This window comes from Streptomyces sp. AK08-02, assembly GCF_033795085.1.
Taxonomy (GTDB): Bacteria; Actinomycetota; Actinomycetes; order Streptomycetales; family Streptomycetaceae; genus Streptomyces; species Streptomyces echiniscabiei.
Genome location: NZ_JARAZV010000007.1, coordinates 308,256 through 323,756, shown reverse-complemented (window position 1 = coordinate 323,756; position 15,501 = coordinate 308,256). Strand labels below are relative to the sequence as shown.

Below are 15,501 nucleotides of genomic sequence, written 5' to 3'. Positions count from 1 at the left end.
TGTACGCCTGTTTTCCTGCTCACTTCTTCCGACTTCTTCTGATCCCTGGACCGTGGATGGCAATTACGTATACTCAATAGGGTCCACTGGAGGAGCTTCGATGCGTCGGACCCTGTTCGATCAGGATCACGAGGACTTCCGTCTCCTGGTCCGTGACTTCCTCGCCCGTGAAGTGCTCCCGGTGTACGAGGACTGGCGCCGCGCCGCACTCGTCCCCCGTGAGCTGTTCACCGCGCTCGGCAAGCTCGGCATCATCGGCACGGCGATCCCCGAGGAGTACGGCGGAGGCGGCTCGGACGACTACCGCTTCAACGTCGTCATCCAGGAGGAGTGCGCCCGCGCCGGAGTGACGCTCGGCGGTCTGCGCACCCATCTCGACGTGGTCGTCCCGTACTTCACGGGACTGGCCAACGACGAGCAGCGGGCCCGCTGGTTTCCCGGCCTGGCCTCGGGCGAGCTGTACACCGCGGTCGCGATGAGCGAACCCGGCACCGGCTCGGATCTGGCCGGCGTCGCGACGAAGGCCGTCCGCGAGGGCGACCACTACATCCTCAACGGAGCGAAGACGTTCATCACCGGCGGTCACCACGCCGACCTGGTGATCGTTGTGGCCCGCACCGCCACCGATCCGGACAACCGGCGTGCGGGGCTGTCCCTGCTGGTGGTGGAGAAGGGCATGCCCGGTTTCACCGTCGGGCGCAGGCTGGAGAAGATCGGACTCCAGGTCCAGGACACCGTGGAACTGTCCTTCGCCGGTGTCCGCGTCCCCGTCGCCAACCTGCTCGGCGAGGAGGGCGCCGCCTTCTCCCTCCTCGGCCGCAACCTGGCCCAGGAACGACTGGCCATCGCGGTCGGCGCGGTCGCCCAGGCCCGGGCCGCGATCGACCTGACCGTCAGCTACGTACGCGACCGGACCGTGTTCGGGAGACCTGTCGCGCACTTTCAGAACACCAAGTTCGAACTCGCCGCCCTGGACACCGAGTTGACAGCGGCGCAGGCCCTGCTGGACGCGGCGGTCACCGCCCTCGTCGCCGGCGAACTGAGTCCGGCCGACGCCGCCAGGACCAAGCTGTTCTGCACCGAGACACAGGGCCGAGTCGTCGACCGCTGCCTCCAACTGCACGGCGGCTACGGCTACATCCTCGAATCACCGATCGCGCGGCTGTACGCGGACGCCCGGGTGACCCGGATCTACGGCGGCACCAGCGAGGTCCTGAAGACCATCATCAGCAAGTCCCTGGGGCTGTAAGGAGTTTGATGTGAACATCGACGGATCGTCGGCGCTGGTCACCGGAGGCGCCTCCGGCCTCGGCCTCGCCACCGCCCGCCGGATCATCGAGCGCGGCGGCACGGTCGTCCTCGCCGACATCTCCGAGGAGCAGGGCGTCAAGGCGGTCGCCGACCTCGGTGACGCCGCCCGGTTCGTCCGCGCCGACGTCACCGACGAGGCCGCCGTCACGGCCGCCCTCGACACCGCCGCCGAACTCGGCCCGCTGCGCTTCGTCGTGCACTGCGCGGGACGCGGCGGCGACCGCACCCGGATCATCGACCGAGACCGCCGACCAGGCGAACTCGACACGTTCGCCGAGGTCGTACGGGTCAACCTGATCGGCACCTACAACCTGCTGCGCCTGGCCGCCGCCCGTCTCGCCGGCAACGACGTCGTCGACGGAGACCGGGGTGCGGTGGTCCTGACCGCGTCGGTCGCCGCGTTCGACGGCCAGATCGGCCAGACCTCCTACACCGCCGCCAAGGCGGGTGTACACGGCATCACCCTGGTCGCGGCCCGTGACCTCGCCAGCTGGCAGATCCGGGTGAACACCATCGCCCCCGGCGTCATGGACACCCCCATGCTCGGCCGTCTGCGCGAGGACATCCGCGACGGCCTCGCCGCGTCCGTCCCGCACCCCAAACGCCTCGGCACCCCGGACGACTACGCCCGCCTCGCCGTCGAGATGCTGGAGAACTCCTACCTCAACGGCCAGACCGTCCGCCTCGACGGCGCCATCCGCATGGCACCGAGGTGACGACGCCACCGGCCCGCCCGGCGCGGCTCCCTCGAGAGGCGGTCGCCGACGCGGAGTTCAGGGCCCGGCTGCGCGCCTTCCTCACGGACCGTCATCCGGGCCGCCGCCCCAAGGACCCCGCCGAGCGGCTGGCGTGGCAGAAGGCATGGCTGGCCACGCTCTTCGACGCCGGGTACGCCGGTCCGAGCTGGCCGCGCGAACACGGCGGAATGGAGCTGGACTTCGCCCAACAGGTGATCTACCAGGAGGAGTACGCGCGAGCCCGGGTACCCGGTCCCCTCGGCACCGGACTCGGCATCGCGGCCCCGACCATCGTCAAGTACGGCACCCCTGAACAGAAGGAGCGTTTCCTGCGCCCCATGCTGCGCGGCGACTCCGTCTGGGCGCAGGGCTATTCGGAACCGGAGGCCGGCTCGGACCTGCCCGCGCTGCGTACGACCGCGCGACGGGAGGACGGCGCGACGGACGGTGGAGCCGACGACTCCGAGGCCGTGTACGTCGTCAACGGGCAGAAGGTGTGGAACAGTTCGGCCGACATCGCCGACATCCTCTTCACCCTCGTCCGAACGGGACCGCCCGACTCCCGGCAGGAGGGCATCAGTTACCTGCTGATAGACGCGCGGGCCCCGGGAGTGAGCGTGCGCCCGCTGCGGGACCTGACCGGGGACGCGCACTTCTGCGAGATCTTCTTCGACGACGTACGCGTCCCGGTGGCCGACCGGATCGGCGCGGAGAACGGCGGCTGGCCCCTCGTACGGACCAGCCTGGGCCATGAACGCGCGGCCGGTGCGATGAATCAGGCGGCGCTGTACCGGCGGGTCCTGGACGAGCTGATCGAGCTGGCGCGTGAGCGCGGCGCCACCTCGGACCCGCTGGTGCGCGACCGGCTCGCGGACTTCGAGATCCGGGTGCGGATCATGCGCCTGACCGGGATGCGGACCATCGCCGACATCATGACGAAGGGCGAGCCCGGGCCGGCGTCCTCGACGTCACGGCTCTTCATCGTGACCTTCGAGCAGGAACTCCACGAGTTCGCCCTGGAGTTGCTGGGCGCCTACGGCATCCTCGGCCGCCGCGATCCGCACGCCGTGCAGCGCGGACGGTGGGTGTGGGGCTTCCTGCGCACCAGGGCCTCGTCGATCGGCGCGGGCACCGCCGAGATCCAGCGCAACACCATCGCCGAACAGGTACTGGGCCTGCCCCGTGACCCGTCGATGCCCACCGCCGGGAGGACACGATGAGAGCCGCACGCTGTACGGCGTACGGGCCGCCGTCAGGCCTGTCGGTCGTCGAACTCGGCGATCCCGAGCCCGGCCCGGGGGAGGTGCTGGTCCGGGTGCACGCGGCTGCCGTCAACTTCCCCGACGTACTGCTCGTGGCTGACCGGTACCAGGTTCCCGCGCCCCTGCCGTTCACGCCGGGCAGCGAGTTCGCCGGCATCGTGACCCGGCTTGGGCCCGGGGTGACCGGCCCGCCGGTGGGCTCACCCGTGGCCGGGGCGGTGCTGACCGGCGCCTTCGCCGAGCAGGTCGTGGTGCCGGCGGCGGGGCTGCGCCCTGTCCCCGACGGGCTCGACATGGTCCACGCCGCCGCGTTCCACGTGACCTACGCGACCGCCTACCACGCCCTGACCACCGTCGGGCAGGGCGTGGCGGGGGAGTGGGTGGTGATCCTCGGCGCCGCGGGCGGGGTCGGGTCGGCGGCCGTGGACGTCGCGACCCGGCTCGGGATGCGCGTGGTCGCGGCGGCGTCGAGTCGGGAGCGACTCAACGCCGCCCGCGAACTCGGGGCGGCAGCGGGTGTGGACTACGTCCACGAGGACCTGAAGACCCGGATCCGTGAACTGACCGACGGAGAGGGCGCCCATCTCGTCGTCGACCCGGTGGGCGGCGACCACGCGGAGGCCGCCCTGCGCGCACTGCGGCGAGGCGGCCGATTCGTGACAGTGGGCTACGCCGACGGGAGGATCCCCCGGATCCCGCTGAACCTGGTCCTGCTCAAGGACGCGGTCGTACGGGGCTTCGAGATCCGCATGCTGCGTCGTTACGCCCCGGACACGGTGGCCGCCGGCGACCGGGCGCTGGCCGGGATGGTCCGGGACGGGATGCGCCCGCTCGTCTCCCGCGTCCACCCTCTCACCGACGTGGCCGCCGCCCTGACCGACGTCGCGGAACGCCGGACCACCGGCAAGGTGGTCATCGACATGACGGACGTGATGGCCGAGGCGCGGACATGAACCTCGTCCGCGTGAACTCCGCTCAGAAGGTGGGAAGTTGGGGGCGCCGCTTGACGTAGCCGGCCGCGTCGACGCGCATCTGCATGCCGGTGACATAGCGGGACTCGTCGGAGACCAGGAAGAGGACGGTGTCGGCGATGTCCTCGGGCTCGACGTAGGGGATGCCGAAGCCGGTCGTCGCGGGGAAGCCGGGCAGCGCGTCCTCGCGGGTCGGGTTCTCCAGGTCGGGGCGGAACGAGCGGTACATGAGATCGCTGTTGAGCATGTCCGTGTTGACGTTCGTCGGATGCAGGGCGTTGACGCGGATCCGGCGAGACGCGAGCACCGTGGCCAAGTCGTGTACGAACGCGGCCACTTGGCGCTTGGCGAAGGAGTAGCCCAGGCCGCCGGGACCGTTGGCGGGGTTGTCCGTGGTCGCCGGGATCAGCCCGGCGATGGATCCGGTCGCCACGATCGACGCACCGTCGGGCAGATGGGGGAGTGCCGCGTCGACGGCGTGCACCACCCCGTTGAAGTCGACGGTGACCGCGTCCAGAAAGGCCTGGGCGCTCTGCCCCGGACCCAGCGGGCAGATCCCGGCCTGGGCGACGACCGCGTCGAGCCGCCCGAGTTCCGCCACCCCCTCGGCCACGGCCGCCCTGAGCGCCGAGGGCTCCCGCACATCCGCCTTGCGTGCGACGACGCGCCGCCCGAGCTTCTCGACCTCACGCACCGTCTCGTCCAGATCGGCGTCGGTGGCCAGCGCGTAGCCGTTGGTGGCGATGTCCTCGCAGAGGTCCACGGCGATGATGTCGGCGCCCTCCGCGGCGAGCCGGATCGCCTGGGCCCGGCCCTGGCCGCGTGCCGCCCCCGTGATGAAGACGACCTTGTCCTGCACTCGACCCATGGGGTCTCCTTCCGTCGAACAAAAGAGTAGCCTGAATATCGATCGATGGATCTGGCGCACATCCATGATCCGTGAGAAGTAAGGGGATTCATCACCTTCTTCCACTGAGTGGGACCCGATCAGTACACGCAATGTGTTGATGCTGGAGAGTCTCCGAGACCGAGGGAGCGCAAGGATGCCGTTGCAGCCATGGATGAAGTTGCTGTCGACCGACGACCACCTGATCGAGCCCCCACGACTGTGGTCCGACCGGCTGCCCGCGAAGTACCGGGAGGCTGGACCGCGCAGCGTCGAACAGCCACGCGGAGAGGGCCGGGCACCCGCCGAGGTATGGGTCTACGAGGACCGGGTCTACCCCTACATCGGCCTCAACGCCGTCGCGGGCAAGAACCCGGAGGAGTTCGGCCTCGAACCGACGCGCTACGACGAGATGATCCCGGGCTGCTACGACCCGAAGGCCAGGCTGCGCGACATGGACCTGGACGGGGTGTGGGGGGCGTTGTCCTTCCCGTCCTTCCCGGGGTTCTCCGGCCATGTCTTCATGGAGGGCAAGGACCGTCACCTCGCGCTGCTGTGCGTCCAGGCGTGGAACGACTTCGTCCTCGACGAGTGGTGCGCCACGGCGCCGGGCCGCCTCATCCCCCTGGTGATCCTGCCGTTGTGGGACGTCGAGGCGTGTGTCGCGGAGATCCACCGGACTGCCGCCAAGGGCGCCAAGGCGATCTCCTTCCCGGAGAACCCGGCCCCGCGCGGTCTGCCCTCCTTCCACACCGACCACTGGGACCCGGTGTTCTCGGCGGCAGAGGAGACCGACATGCCTCTGTGCCTGCACTTCGGCACCTCGGGCAAGCCACCGAAGACGGCCGAGGAGGCCCCGTTCGCGGTGACGATCGCCCTGTTCGGGACCAACGCCATGTACGCCACCGCCGACCTGCTCTTCTCCCCGGTGCTGCACAGGCATCCCAAGCTGAAGATCGGGCTGTCCGAGGGCGGCATCGGCTGGATCCCGTACCTGCTGGAGCGCAGTGACGGCACCTGGGAGCGGCACCGCTTCTACCAGAACATCAACCAGAGCGTCCGGCCCTCGGAGCTGTTCCACCAGCACTTCCACGGCTGCTTCATCGACGACCGTTTCGGCGTCGAGGTACGCCACCACGTCGGCATCGACAAGATCACCTGGGAGTGCGACTACCCCCACTCCGACTCGTACTGGCCCAAGAGCCGTGCCTACGCCGCCGAGGTCCTCGCCGACGTACCGGACGACGAGGTGCACAGGATCGTCGAGCTGAACGCCCGTCGCCTCTACAACCTCCCCGCATGAGCGGGCGCCCGGAGTCCGAACGGTCCGACTGGACCGATCTTGACCTGCTCACCCGTGAGGAGGCCCGCAGTCGGCTCCGCACGGAGATCGCCGAGACCGACGTACGCCTCGCCGGACTGCGGGACGGCGACGGGGCCGAGCGGGAACTCCTCCAGCGGAGGCTGCGCGCCCTGCGCGAGGCCGCCGAGGACCTGACCGACCGCACCGACCGGACCGATGACTCGGAGAACTGAGGTAGCCATGGGGCGAGTTGAGGACAAGGTCGCGCTCATCACGGGAGCGGCACGCGGTCAGGGCCGCTCGCACGCCGTCCGGCTGGCCCAGGAGGGCGCGGACGTCGTCGTCACCGACGTCTGCCACGACATCAGCGACGAGCTGCCCTACTCCCTGGCGTCGAAGGAGGAGCTGGCGGAGACCGTCGAGCTGGTGCGGGCGACGGGCCGACGGTGTGTCGCCGTCCAGGCCGACGTCCGCTCGATCACCGAGATGCGGGCCGCCGTCGACGCGGCGCACGAGGAGTTCGGGCGGCTCGACGTGGTCGTCGCCAACGCCGGTGTGATGAGCGCGGGTTCCGCCTGGCAGCTGTCCGAGGAGGCCTGGGACGTCGTCGTCGACGTCAACCTCAAGGGCGCCTGGAACACGGCGCGGGCGGCGATCCCGCGGATGATCGAGGCCGGCGAGGGGGGCTCGATCATCATGATCAGCTCGGCGGCCGGCATCCGCGGCCATGTGCCGTACGCCCATTACGTCGCCGCCAAACACGGCGTGGTCGGCCTGATGAAGGCCCTCTCCAACGAACTCGGCACGCACGGCATCCGGGTGAACACCGTCCACCCCACCGGAGTCAGCGACACGGGCATCACGGTCGGCGTACCGCTCGACGAACTCAAGCAGCGGGAACCGATGTTCGCCCTGGCCGCGATGAACACCCACGCCTCGCACGTGGAGCCCCGGGACGTGTCGAACGCGGTCCTCTTCCTCGCCTCGGAGGAGGCCAGATACGTCACCGGCCTGCAGTTCACCGTCGACGCGGGGTCTACCAACAAGCCGTAGAACAGGAGTGGGTTCGTGAAGGTCACCATCGACAGATCCTCGTGCTCGGGTCACGCGCGGTGCGCGGCGGCGGCGCCCGGACTGTTCCGGCTGGACGACGACGGCTACGCGCTGCCCATCGACGAGGACGTCCCGGAAGGTCTCCAACAGGCCGCTCACGACGGGGAGTCGGCCTGCCCGGAGCGGGCGATCACCGTGCGATGACATGACGGAGGCCGGATGACACGACCGAGCCCCACGTTCCAGGGCGAGTACCAGGGACCGTGGGGCTCGGTCGTGTCCGTGCGCGCTCAGCCGGCCGGCATCGGCGGCGGCGTGAAGTGGTGGCCCCAGAACGCGCCGTCGGTGATCTCGTAGACCGGCACCGGCTCGGGCACCTGCAGACCGTTCCAGCCGAACTCGACGGCGTAGTTCTCCGGTGACCAGACGTAGAACGACACCATGTGGTCGTTGGTGTGCTTGCCCAGCGAGTGCATCATCGGGACCTCGTACTTCCCGGCCCGGTCCAGCGCGCGCCCCACGTCGTCCAGCGTCGCCCCCTCGACCATGAAGTGCAGCAACCGCCCCGGACCCGGCATCGGCGTCACCCCGAGGGTGTGGTGCCGGGGGTTGCAGCCCATGAACCACGTGGTGCCGCCGGGCGAGCGCATCGTGTTCCGCTCGATGAACCCCAGCACGTTGACGTAGAACTCGAAGGTACTCCGCGCGTCCTCGGCGGAGATGATGGCGTGCCCGAAGCCCATGTCGCCGGTGACGAACCTCGACACCAGCGGGGTCTGCACCGGCACATGGTCCAAGGTCGTGCCGTAGAACAGCTCGACGGGGTTGCCGCCCGGGTCGTTGAACCTGACGAAGCCCGTGACCTTCCGCGCGACGGCCTCTGCCTCGGTACCGGCCGTCACCTTGATCCCGGCCTTCTCGACGTCCGTGACCAGCCCTGCCAGCTCCCGCTCGTCGAGGACCTCGAAGCCCAGCGCCGTCATCCCGGGCTGCGCCCCCGGCGAGACCACGATGCGGGCCGGATAGTCGTCCATCCGGAAGTGGAGGGACCCGGGATCGGCGCCCTCGACGGGCATCAGACCGAGGAAGTCACCCCCGAACGCCTTCCACCCGTCGATGTCGTTGGACTCCAGACGCAGGTACCCGAGTGAGCGAACACCCATCAGGTCCTCCCCTCGCATTGGTCAGGTCCGGGCGGCCCCAGAGCCCCCGGCATCGTTACGTCCACGACGCTAGGGCGCCCGCGCCGCGCGCCGCCGGGACCGTCCCACTGATCGGGAGCCCACCGACGAGGGGCACCTGCCCGGTGGCACGGTGCTGCCATGACACTCACCTCCCTGACGTACGAGGACACCCTGCGCGAACTCCCCACCGACGAGGGCGTGTTGCGCTACCACGAGGCGGGCGACGGACCGCCGCTGCTCCTGCTGCACGGGTCGGGGCCCGGTGTGACCGGCTGGCGCAACTACCGGGGCAACCTGCCCGTGTTCGCCCAGCACTTCCGCACTCTCGCCCTGGAGTTCCCCGGTTTCGGCGTGAGCGACCCGACCGACGAGAACCCGATGGCGGCGGCCCCGAAGGCCGTAATGCGCTTCCTCGAAGGCCTCGGGCTGGACCGCGACGGTGTCGACGTCATCGGCAACTCCATGGGCGGGTTCGTGGCCGTGGGGCTGGCGGTCGCCCGCAAGGACCTGTTCCGCAGGGTCGTGACGATCGGGGGAGTGGGCCGCAACATCCTCTCCCCGGCGCTCAGCGAAGGGCTCGGCCTGCTGGTGGAGTTCACCGAGAACCCCACCCGGGACAACCTGGTGCAGTGGCTGCGGTCGATGGTCTTCGACCCGTCCCTCCTCACCGACGACCTGATCGAGGAACGCTGGGTGAGCGCCACCGACCCGGCGACACTGGAGGCGTCGCGCCGTATCTACGGTCGGCAGGCGATGGCCGGGACGGTGGCCGCCCAGGCCCGATCCGACCAGCCGATCTGGGCGGCGCTCCACAAGGTCACCGCGCCCACGCTGCTGACCTGGGGCCGTGACGACCGGGTCACCCCGCTGGACAACGCGCTGCTGCCGATGCGCACCATCCCCAAGGCCGAGTTGCACGTCCTCCCCGACTGCGGGCACTGGGCGATGATCGAGCAGAAGGCGGCCTGGGAGAGCGCGGTGCTGGCCTTCCTGACCCGCCCGGAGACCTCCTGAGTCCCCCCGGCCTTCCGAGCCTCGGGAACGCACGGCTGTGCCCGGACACGAAAGGTGTCCGGGCACAGCCGCTTCCTCAGTCCCGAGCGCCCACGATGTCGAGCACCGCGAGATAGGAGAAGGCGAGACTCGAACCGATCGGGGTCCCCGCGCCCGGATACACCCGCCCGGACATCGCCGCCGCGGTGTTCCCGCTCGCGTACAGCCCGTCGATGACGCTGCCGTCCGGCCGCAGCACCCGCGCGTGTTCGTCGGTCGTCAGCCCGCCCTTGGTGCCGATGTCGGACGGGAGGACGGTCGCGACGTAGTACGGCGGGGTGTCGAGCGGCAGCAGCAGGGGGTTCGGCCAGTCGGGGGTGGGCGGCGCGGGATAGTTCAGCGCGGGCAGGGCGGGAAAGCCCAGCACATGGTGGGCGATCCGGTCCCATGGAGTCTCACCCCGGTGGAACCGCTCGTCGACCCCGGTGTACGCATAGCCGTTGAACTCCTCGACGGTCTCGCGGAGAGCGTCGAGCGGTACGTCGATCAGCTTCGCCAACTCCTCCAGGGTGTCGGCCTTCCTCAGCGCGCCGGACTCGAACCACTCGGGTGACACCGGCTGGTCGGCGGGGCCGCCGAAGCTGTCCCGGTCGAGCTGGCGCTGGTCGATGATCCAGTGGGCGGGGATGTGCGAGACACCCGAGGTCGTGTGCAGACGGACGATCTCGCGCCCGGCCTGGTCGTAGGCGCGGGTCTCGTTCATGAAGCGTTCGCCGGCCGCGTTGACCCAGATCCCGCCCCGGGTGCCCGTGTGGAAGACGGGAAGACCGTCCGGCCAGACCAGGCCCGGTACGAGCCAGGCCTCGTCGAGCAGGTCGGTGGCGGCGCCGATCGCCATCCCCGCCAGCAGGGCGTCCCCGGTGTTGCCCGGGGCACCGTGGGACCACTCGCAGGTGAGGTGCGGCTGATGCTTCTCGCGCAGGCCGGGGTCCCGCTCGAAACCACCGGCGGCCAGGATCACGCCCCGCTCCGCGCGGATGCGCACGGGCTCACCCGCACTGACGGCGTTCACACCGACCACCCTGCCGTTTTCGACGACGAGGCTCTCCAGCGCGGTGTCGAGCCGGAGCGTGCCGTTGCCGGTCTCCAGGAACGCCGCCAGCGCCCTGCCGATCAGCGCGCGGCCCCCGTTGAGCACCGGGCCCTGGTCGACGCCCCACCGTTCCATGGAGATCGGCTCGCGCACGAGCCGGGCGTGCTCGCCGAGTTCGGCGGCGGGAATCTCCGGCGGGAAGACGGTGTGCCCGGCGGGCGAGGCGCCGGGTGCGTCCGCGTAGTACTCCGGCACCGGCGCGTACACGAACGACCGGAACCACTCGTTGCGCTCCAGCTCGTCGATCAGCTGTGCGCCCGCCCGCAGATAGGCGTCCTGGCGTTTCTCCCGTGAGGGGTCGTCGACGAGCCCTCGCAGATACGTCCGGGAGCCCTCGACCCCGTCGTCCACGCCGGCCCGCCGCAGCGGCGCGGAGCCCGGGAACCAGAGCCCGGCACCGGAGTACGCGGTGGTGCCGCCCACCCGGTCGGTCTTCTCGATGACGAGCGTACGCAGACCGCGCGACGCCGCCACGTACGCCCCGACCAGACCTCCGCCGGACCCTACGACGACCACGTCGTAGACATCTTCGTTGATGCTCACCATGACCTCCTCATGCCGGCCGCTCAGCGGCTCGCCGGACGACGGTAACGAGCCGCCGCCGCCCCGGCGTTCGGCCATCTCGCTCAGCGAGACCCCCCGGTCGACACCCCAGTCCCGCTCAGCGGAACGTCCGTGCCTGCCGTACCCCGGGGCCGCTCAGGCTGGAGACCCGGTACGAGCTGAGGACGCGAATGACAGACATGGGGCACCGATGACAGACAGCGGGGAACCGGCGGCCGTCGCACAACGCGCGGCCGTCGTCGCCGAGGCCGCCGCCCGACTCTCCGGCGCGGCCCGGGACCACAAGCCGTGTGCCCCCGTCCGGGACCTGCTCGGCGCGAGCGACATCGGGCTGGCGTACGCCGTCCAGCAGCGTGTCATCGGCGAACGGATCGCCGCCGGCGCCCGGGTCGTCGGCCGCAAGATCGGGCTCACGTCCGCGTCCGTCCAACGCCAAGTGGGCGTCGACCGGCCCGACTTCGGGGTTCTGCTGGACGACATGGACGTCTCCGGGCTGCCGGAGGTCCCCAGCTGGCGGCTGCTGCAACCCAGGGTCGAGGCGGAGATCGCGTTCGTGCTCGCCGCCGACCTGGACGACGACGAGCTCGACATCGAACGGGTGCGCGCGGCGGTCGGACACGCCGTGGCCGCACTGGAGATCGTGGACAGCCGGGTCGGCGACTGGGACATCGCGATCACGGACACCGTCGCCGACAACGCCTCCAGCGGCCTGTTCGTCCTCGGCGGCGAGCGCGTGGGCCTGGGGGAGTTCGAACCCCGGGACGTGACCATGCGGATGTACGCCGACGGCGTCCTCGCGTCCGAGGGCACCGGCGCCGCCTGTCTCGGCGACCCCCTCGCGGCTCTGCTCTGGCTGGCGCGTACCGCCCGGGAGTTCGGCGACCCGCTGCGCGCCGGCCAGATCGTTCTCTCGGGCGCCCTGGGACCACTTGTCCCCACCCCGCCGGGCAGCACCGTCCGGGCCGAGATGCCGGGCCTGGGATCAGTGTCAGCGACCTTCTCCGCCAAGGGACTTGAGGAAGACGGATGACGAAGACCAAGGTGGCCGTTATCGGCTCCGGCAACATCGGCACCGACCTGATGATCAAGGTGCTGCGCCTGTCCGACACCCTGGAGATGGCCGCGATGGTGGGCATCGACCCGGACTCGGACGGACTGGCGCGCGCCGCCCGTCTGAAGGTTCCCACCACGCACGAGGGCGTGGACGGGCTGATCCGGATGGACGGCTTCGACGAGATCGGCATCGTCTTCGACGCCACGTCGGCGAAGGCGCACATCGAGAACGCCAGGAAGCTCGCTCCGTACGGCAAACGCCTCGTCGACCTCACCCCGGCGGCCATCGGCCCGTTCGTGGTGCCGCCGGTGAACCTGGACGAGCACCTCGCGAAAGGTGACGCCGCCGACAACTCCGCCGGCAACCTGAACATGGTCACCTGTGGCGGCCAGGCGACGATCCCCATCGTGCACGCGGTCAGCCGTGTGACCGCGGTCCCGTACGCCGAGATCGTCGCGTCGATCGCCTCAAAGTCGGCCGGTCCCGGCACCCGGGCCAACATCGACGAGTTCACCGAGACGACGTCCGGCGCGATCGAGAAGGTGGGCGGCGCCCGGCGCGGCAAGGCGATCATCGTCCTGAACCCGGCCGAACCCCCGCTGATCATGCGGGACACGGTGTACTGCCTGATCGGCGACGCCGACCACGACGCGATCCGCGCCTCCGTCGAGGAGATGGTCGCGGCGGTCGCCGAGTACGTGCCCGGTTACCGGCTCAAGCAGCAGGTCCAGTTCACACCGGTGCCCGACGGCGACCCGGTCCACACGCTCCTGTCCGACGGCGACACCTCCGAGGCGACCACGAAGGTCTCCGTGTTCCTCGAAGTGGAGGGCGCCGCCCACTACTTGCCCGCATACGCCGGCAACCTCGACATCATGACCTCGGCCGCCGTGCGGGTCGCCGAGCGCATCGCCCAACGATTCTCCGCCGAGGAGACAACCGAGGAGACCACCGAGGTGACCGCATGACCGCCACCCCCAGGCTCTACGTCCAGGACGTCACCCTCCGGGACGGGATGCACGCCATCCGGCACCGGATCACCCCGGAGTTCGTGGCGAAGATCTCCAGGGCGCTCGACCGCGCGGGCGTGGACGCCATCGAGGTCGCCCACGGAGACGGCCTGGCCGGCGGCAGCCTCAACTACGGACCTGGCAGCAACACCGACTGGGAGTGGATCGAGGCGGCGGCGGACGCCATCGAGCGCGCCACCCTCACCTCCCTCCTCCTGCCCGGCATCGGCACCATCGTCGAGCTCAAGCGGGCCTACGCCATGGGAGTCCGCTCGGTGCGCATCGCCACCCACTGCACGGAGGCGGACGTCGCCGCCCAGCACATCTCCACGGCCCGCGAACTCGGCATGGACGTCTCCGGGTTCCTGATGATGGCCCACATGGCGCCCCCGGAGGTCCTCGCCGGACAGGCGAAGCTTATGGAGTCGTACGGCGCGCACTGCGTCTACGTCACCGACTCCGGCGGCCGGCTGACCATGGGCGGGGTACGCGACCGCATCCGTGCCTACCGGGAGGTGCTCGACCCGGAGACCCAGATCGGCATCCACGCGCACGAGAACCTGTCCCTCTCGGTGGCCAACTCGGTGGTGGCGGTGGAGGAGGGGGTCACCCGGGTCGACGCGTCCCTCGCGGGACAGGGCGCCGGCGCGGGGAACTGCCCGATCGAGCCTTTCGTCGCGGTCGCCAACCTCCAGGGCTGGAAGCACGACTGCGACCTGTTCGCCCTCCAGGACGCGGCCGAGGACCTGGTCCGCCCGCTCCAGGACCGGCCGGTGCGGGTCGACCGGGAGACCCTGACCCTCGGCTACGCCGGCGCCTACTCCAGTTTCCTGCGCCACGCCGAGGCCGCGGCGGACCGCTACGGACTCGACGCCCGGACCATCCTCCAGGAGGTGGGCAGGCGGGGGCTGGTCGGAGGCCAGGAGGACATGATCGTCGACATCGCCCTGGACCTCACCCGGGGCTGACCGCGCAGGACGGGCCTGCCGCCTTCCGGAAGAAAGCTTCCGTAAGGCGGTACCGGTCTCCATGGCTCGATAAATAGACCGACCGCCCCAATTAATCGGTGCGCGACTCTTTCTCTGCGGCCTGCGGCATTGGTACCTTGGCGCCGAAGTCGAACCATAAGTGATTACGGTTTGAGCAGAGAGGCACCGACGATGACGTCTGCCCTTCGCCTGGACTCGCGAGCCACCGAGGTCGTCGGGCAGGTACTGCCTCCGTCGATGATGGAGCGCGTGACGCTGATCATGGACCTTTTCGAACGTCCGCAGACCCATCTGACCCTCGAAACGGTCTCGCGCCGGACCCACCTCCCACGCTCGACCACCCACCGGATACTCGACCAACTGGTCCGACTGGACTGGCTGCGCCACACGGTGGCCGGATACGCGCTGGGCCCGCGGGCACTCGGTCTGGGCGGCCGGGAGATCGGTCACAGCGCGCTGCGGTCGGCCGCCGCGCCCCACCTCCTCGACCTGGCCGTCCGCACCAGAATGGTCGTCCATCTGGCCGTGCTCGACGGGCCCGAGATCTACTACCTGGACAAGGTGGGAGGCCGGGCGGCGGTGGACATCCCGTCCAAGGTCGGGGGCCGCGCGGTCGCGCACTGCACCGGACTCGGCAAGGCCATGCTCGCCTGGCTGAGCCCGGAGGAGATCGACACGCGGTACGCGCAGCTCATCGAGCGCCGCACCGAACACAGCATCGGCCACCTCGACCACCTGCACCGCGAACTGCGCACCGTGCGCCGCCGCAACGGCCTGGCGATCGACCGGGGGGAGTGCTTTCCCGACCTCGGCTGTGTGGGCCTCGCCCTACGCGGGCCCGACGGCCCCGTAGGCGCGATCTCGGTTGTCGGAGACGGCGGTTCCTCGCTGGAACTGGTGGCTCCGCTGGTGGTGAACGCGGTAAAGGCGGTCGGCGAGGACCTTTTCGGCACGCGGTACCTGTGACGTGCCCCAAAGGGGCGCGGGGAACTGCGCGACCAGCCCCCACCGGCCGGCACTGAACGAACAAC

At 70.2% G+C, this 15,501-nt stretch carries 16 protein-coding genes; 13 read left to right on the top strand and 3 right to left on the bottom strand.

The features are described 5' to 3' along the window. Positions 1 to 100: 100 nt before the first annotated feature. Genes PV734_RS17055 through PV734_RS17040 form a run of 4 tightly spaced genes read left to right on the top strand, consistent with a single transcriptional unit; the run spans position 101 to position 4,263 of the window. On the top strand, positions 101 to 1,249 hold the full coding sequence (locus tag PV734_RS17055) for an acyl-CoA dehydrogenase family protein (RefSeq protein ID WP_319290151.1): 1,149 nt from the start codon (positions 101 to 103) through the stop codon (positions 1,247 to 1,249). A 10-nt stretch (positions 1,250 to 1,259) separates the two neighbouring features. After that, on the top strand, positions 1,260 to 2,027 hold the full coding sequence (locus PV734_RS17050) for an SDR family NAD(P)-dependent oxidoreductase (RefSeq protein WP_319290149.1): 768 nt from the start codon (positions 1,260 to 1,262) through the stop codon (positions 2,025 to 2,027). Further along, positions 2,024 to 3,268 carry an acyl-CoA dehydrogenase family protein gene (locus PV734_RS17045; RefSeq protein WP_319290147.1) on the top strand — a complete coding sequence of 415 codons (1,245 nt, stop codon included), beginning with the start codon at positions 2,024 to 2,026 and terminating at the stop codon, positions 3,266 to 3,268. The genes PV734_RS17050 and PV734_RS17045 overlap by 4 nt, the downstream gene beginning before the upstream one ends. Beyond that, a complete protein-coding gene (locus PV734_RS17040) occupies positions 3,265 to 4,263 on the top strand; it encodes an NADPH:quinone oxidoreductase family protein (protein ID WP_319095617.1) in 999 nt (332 codons plus the stop codon). The genes PV734_RS17045 and PV734_RS17040 overlap by 4 nt, the downstream gene beginning before the upstream one ends. 22 nt (positions 4,264 to 4,285) lie before the next feature. On the opposite strand, the gene PV734_RS17035 is transcribed toward PV734_RS17040, so the two are convergent. Beyond that, on the bottom strand, positions 4,286 to 5,149 hold the full coding sequence (locus PV734_RS17035; protein WP_319290146.1) for a mycofactocin-coupled SDR family oxidoreductase: 864 nt from the start codon (positions 5,147 to 5,149) through the stop codon (positions 4,286 to 4,288). A 175-nt stretch (positions 5,150 to 5,324) separates the two neighbouring features. Between PV734_RS17035 and PV734_RS17030 the strand changes: the two genes are divergently transcribed. The 4 genes from PV734_RS17030 to PV734_RS17015 are packed head-to-tail and all read left to right on the top strand — an operon-like array spanning position 5,325 to position 7,727. Further along, positions 5,325 to 6,470: an amidohydrolase family protein gene (locus PV734_RS17030; RefSeq protein ID WP_319095620.1), complete on the top strand. Its 1,146-nt coding sequence runs from the start codon at positions 5,325 to 5,327 to the stop codon at positions 6,468 to 6,470. Beyond that, on the top strand, positions 6,467 to 6,703 hold the full coding sequence (locus tag PV734_RS17025; protein WP_319095621.1) for a hypothetical protein: 237 nt from the start codon (positions 6,467 to 6,469) through the stop codon (positions 6,701 to 6,703). The genes PV734_RS17030 and PV734_RS17025 overlap by 4 nt, the downstream gene beginning before the upstream one ends. A 7-nt stretch (positions 6,704 to 6,710) precedes the next feature. Then, positions 6,711 to 7,523 carry a mycofactocin-coupled SDR family oxidoreductase gene (locus PV734_RS17020; RefSeq protein WP_319290144.1) on the top strand — a complete coding sequence of 271 codons (813 nt, stop codon included), beginning with the start codon at positions 6,711 to 6,713 and terminating at the stop codon, positions 7,521 to 7,523. Positions 7,524 to 7,538: 15 nt separating this feature from the next. After that, positions 7,539 to 7,727: a ferredoxin gene (locus tag PV734_RS17015; protein ID WP_319095623.1), complete on the top strand. Its 189-nt coding sequence runs from the start codon at positions 7,539 to 7,541 to the stop codon at positions 7,725 to 7,727. Between the two features lie 86 nt (positions 7,728 to 7,813). Here PV734_RS17015 and PV734_RS17010 read toward each other — a convergent pair whose 3' ends face one another. Further along, on the bottom strand, positions 7,814 to 8,686 hold the full coding sequence (locus PV734_RS17010) for a VOC family protein (RefSeq protein ID WP_319095624.1): 873 nt from the start codon (positions 8,684 to 8,686) through the stop codon (positions 7,814 to 7,816). A 159-nt stretch (positions 8,687 to 8,845) separates the two neighbouring features. Between PV734_RS17010 and PV734_RS17005 the strand changes: the two genes are divergently transcribed. Continuing rightward, positions 8,846 to 9,721: an alpha/beta fold hydrolase gene (locus PV734_RS17005; protein WP_319290142.1), complete on the top strand. Its 876-nt coding sequence runs from the start codon at positions 8,846 to 8,848 to the stop codon at positions 9,719 to 9,721. 76 nt (positions 9,722 to 9,797) lie between these two features. On the opposite strand, the gene PV734_RS17000 is transcribed toward PV734_RS17005, so the two are convergent. Continuing rightward, positions 9,798 to 11,399, bottom strand: coding sequence for an FAD-dependent oxidoreductase (locus PV734_RS17000; protein WP_319290140.1), 1,602 nt, complete (start codon positions 11,397 to 11,399; stop codon positions 9,798 to 9,800). A gap of 208 nt (positions 11,400 to 11,607) precedes the next feature. Here PV734_RS17000 and PV734_RS16995 point away from each other — a divergent pair, with 208 nt between their 5' ends. The 4 genes from PV734_RS16995 to PV734_RS16980 all read left to right on the top strand — a co-directional run bounded on the left by PV734_RS16995 (position 11,608) and on the right by PV734_RS16980 (position 15,436). After that, the gene (locus PV734_RS16995) at positions 11,608 to 12,447 is read left to right on the top strand and encodes a 2-keto-4-pentenoate hydratase (protein WP_319290138.1); all 840 of its coding nucleotides are present in this window, start codon (positions 11,608 to 11,610) and stop codon (positions 12,445 to 12,447) included. After that, positions 12,444 to 13,439 (top strand): acetaldehyde dehydrogenase (acetylating), encoded by a 996-nt coding sequence (locus tag PV734_RS16990; protein WP_319290136.1) that lies wholly within the window; start codon positions 12,444 to 12,446, stop codon positions 13,437 to 13,439. The genes PV734_RS16995 and PV734_RS16990 overlap by 4 nt, the downstream gene beginning before the upstream one ends. Next, entirely contained in the window at positions 13,436 to 14,449 is a 1,014-nt protein-coding gene (gene dmpG / locus PV734_RS16985; RefSeq protein WP_319290134.1) for a 4-hydroxy-2-oxovalerate aldolase, read from the top strand. The genes PV734_RS16990 and dmpG overlap by 4 nt, the downstream gene beginning before the upstream one ends. A 258-nt stretch (positions 14,450 to 14,707) precedes the next feature. Beyond that, entirely contained in the window at positions 14,708 to 15,436 is a 729-nt protein-coding gene (locus tag PV734_RS16980) for an IclR family transcriptional regulator (RefSeq protein WP_319290207.1), read from the top strand. Positions 15,437 to 15,501: the final 65 nt, after the last annotated feature.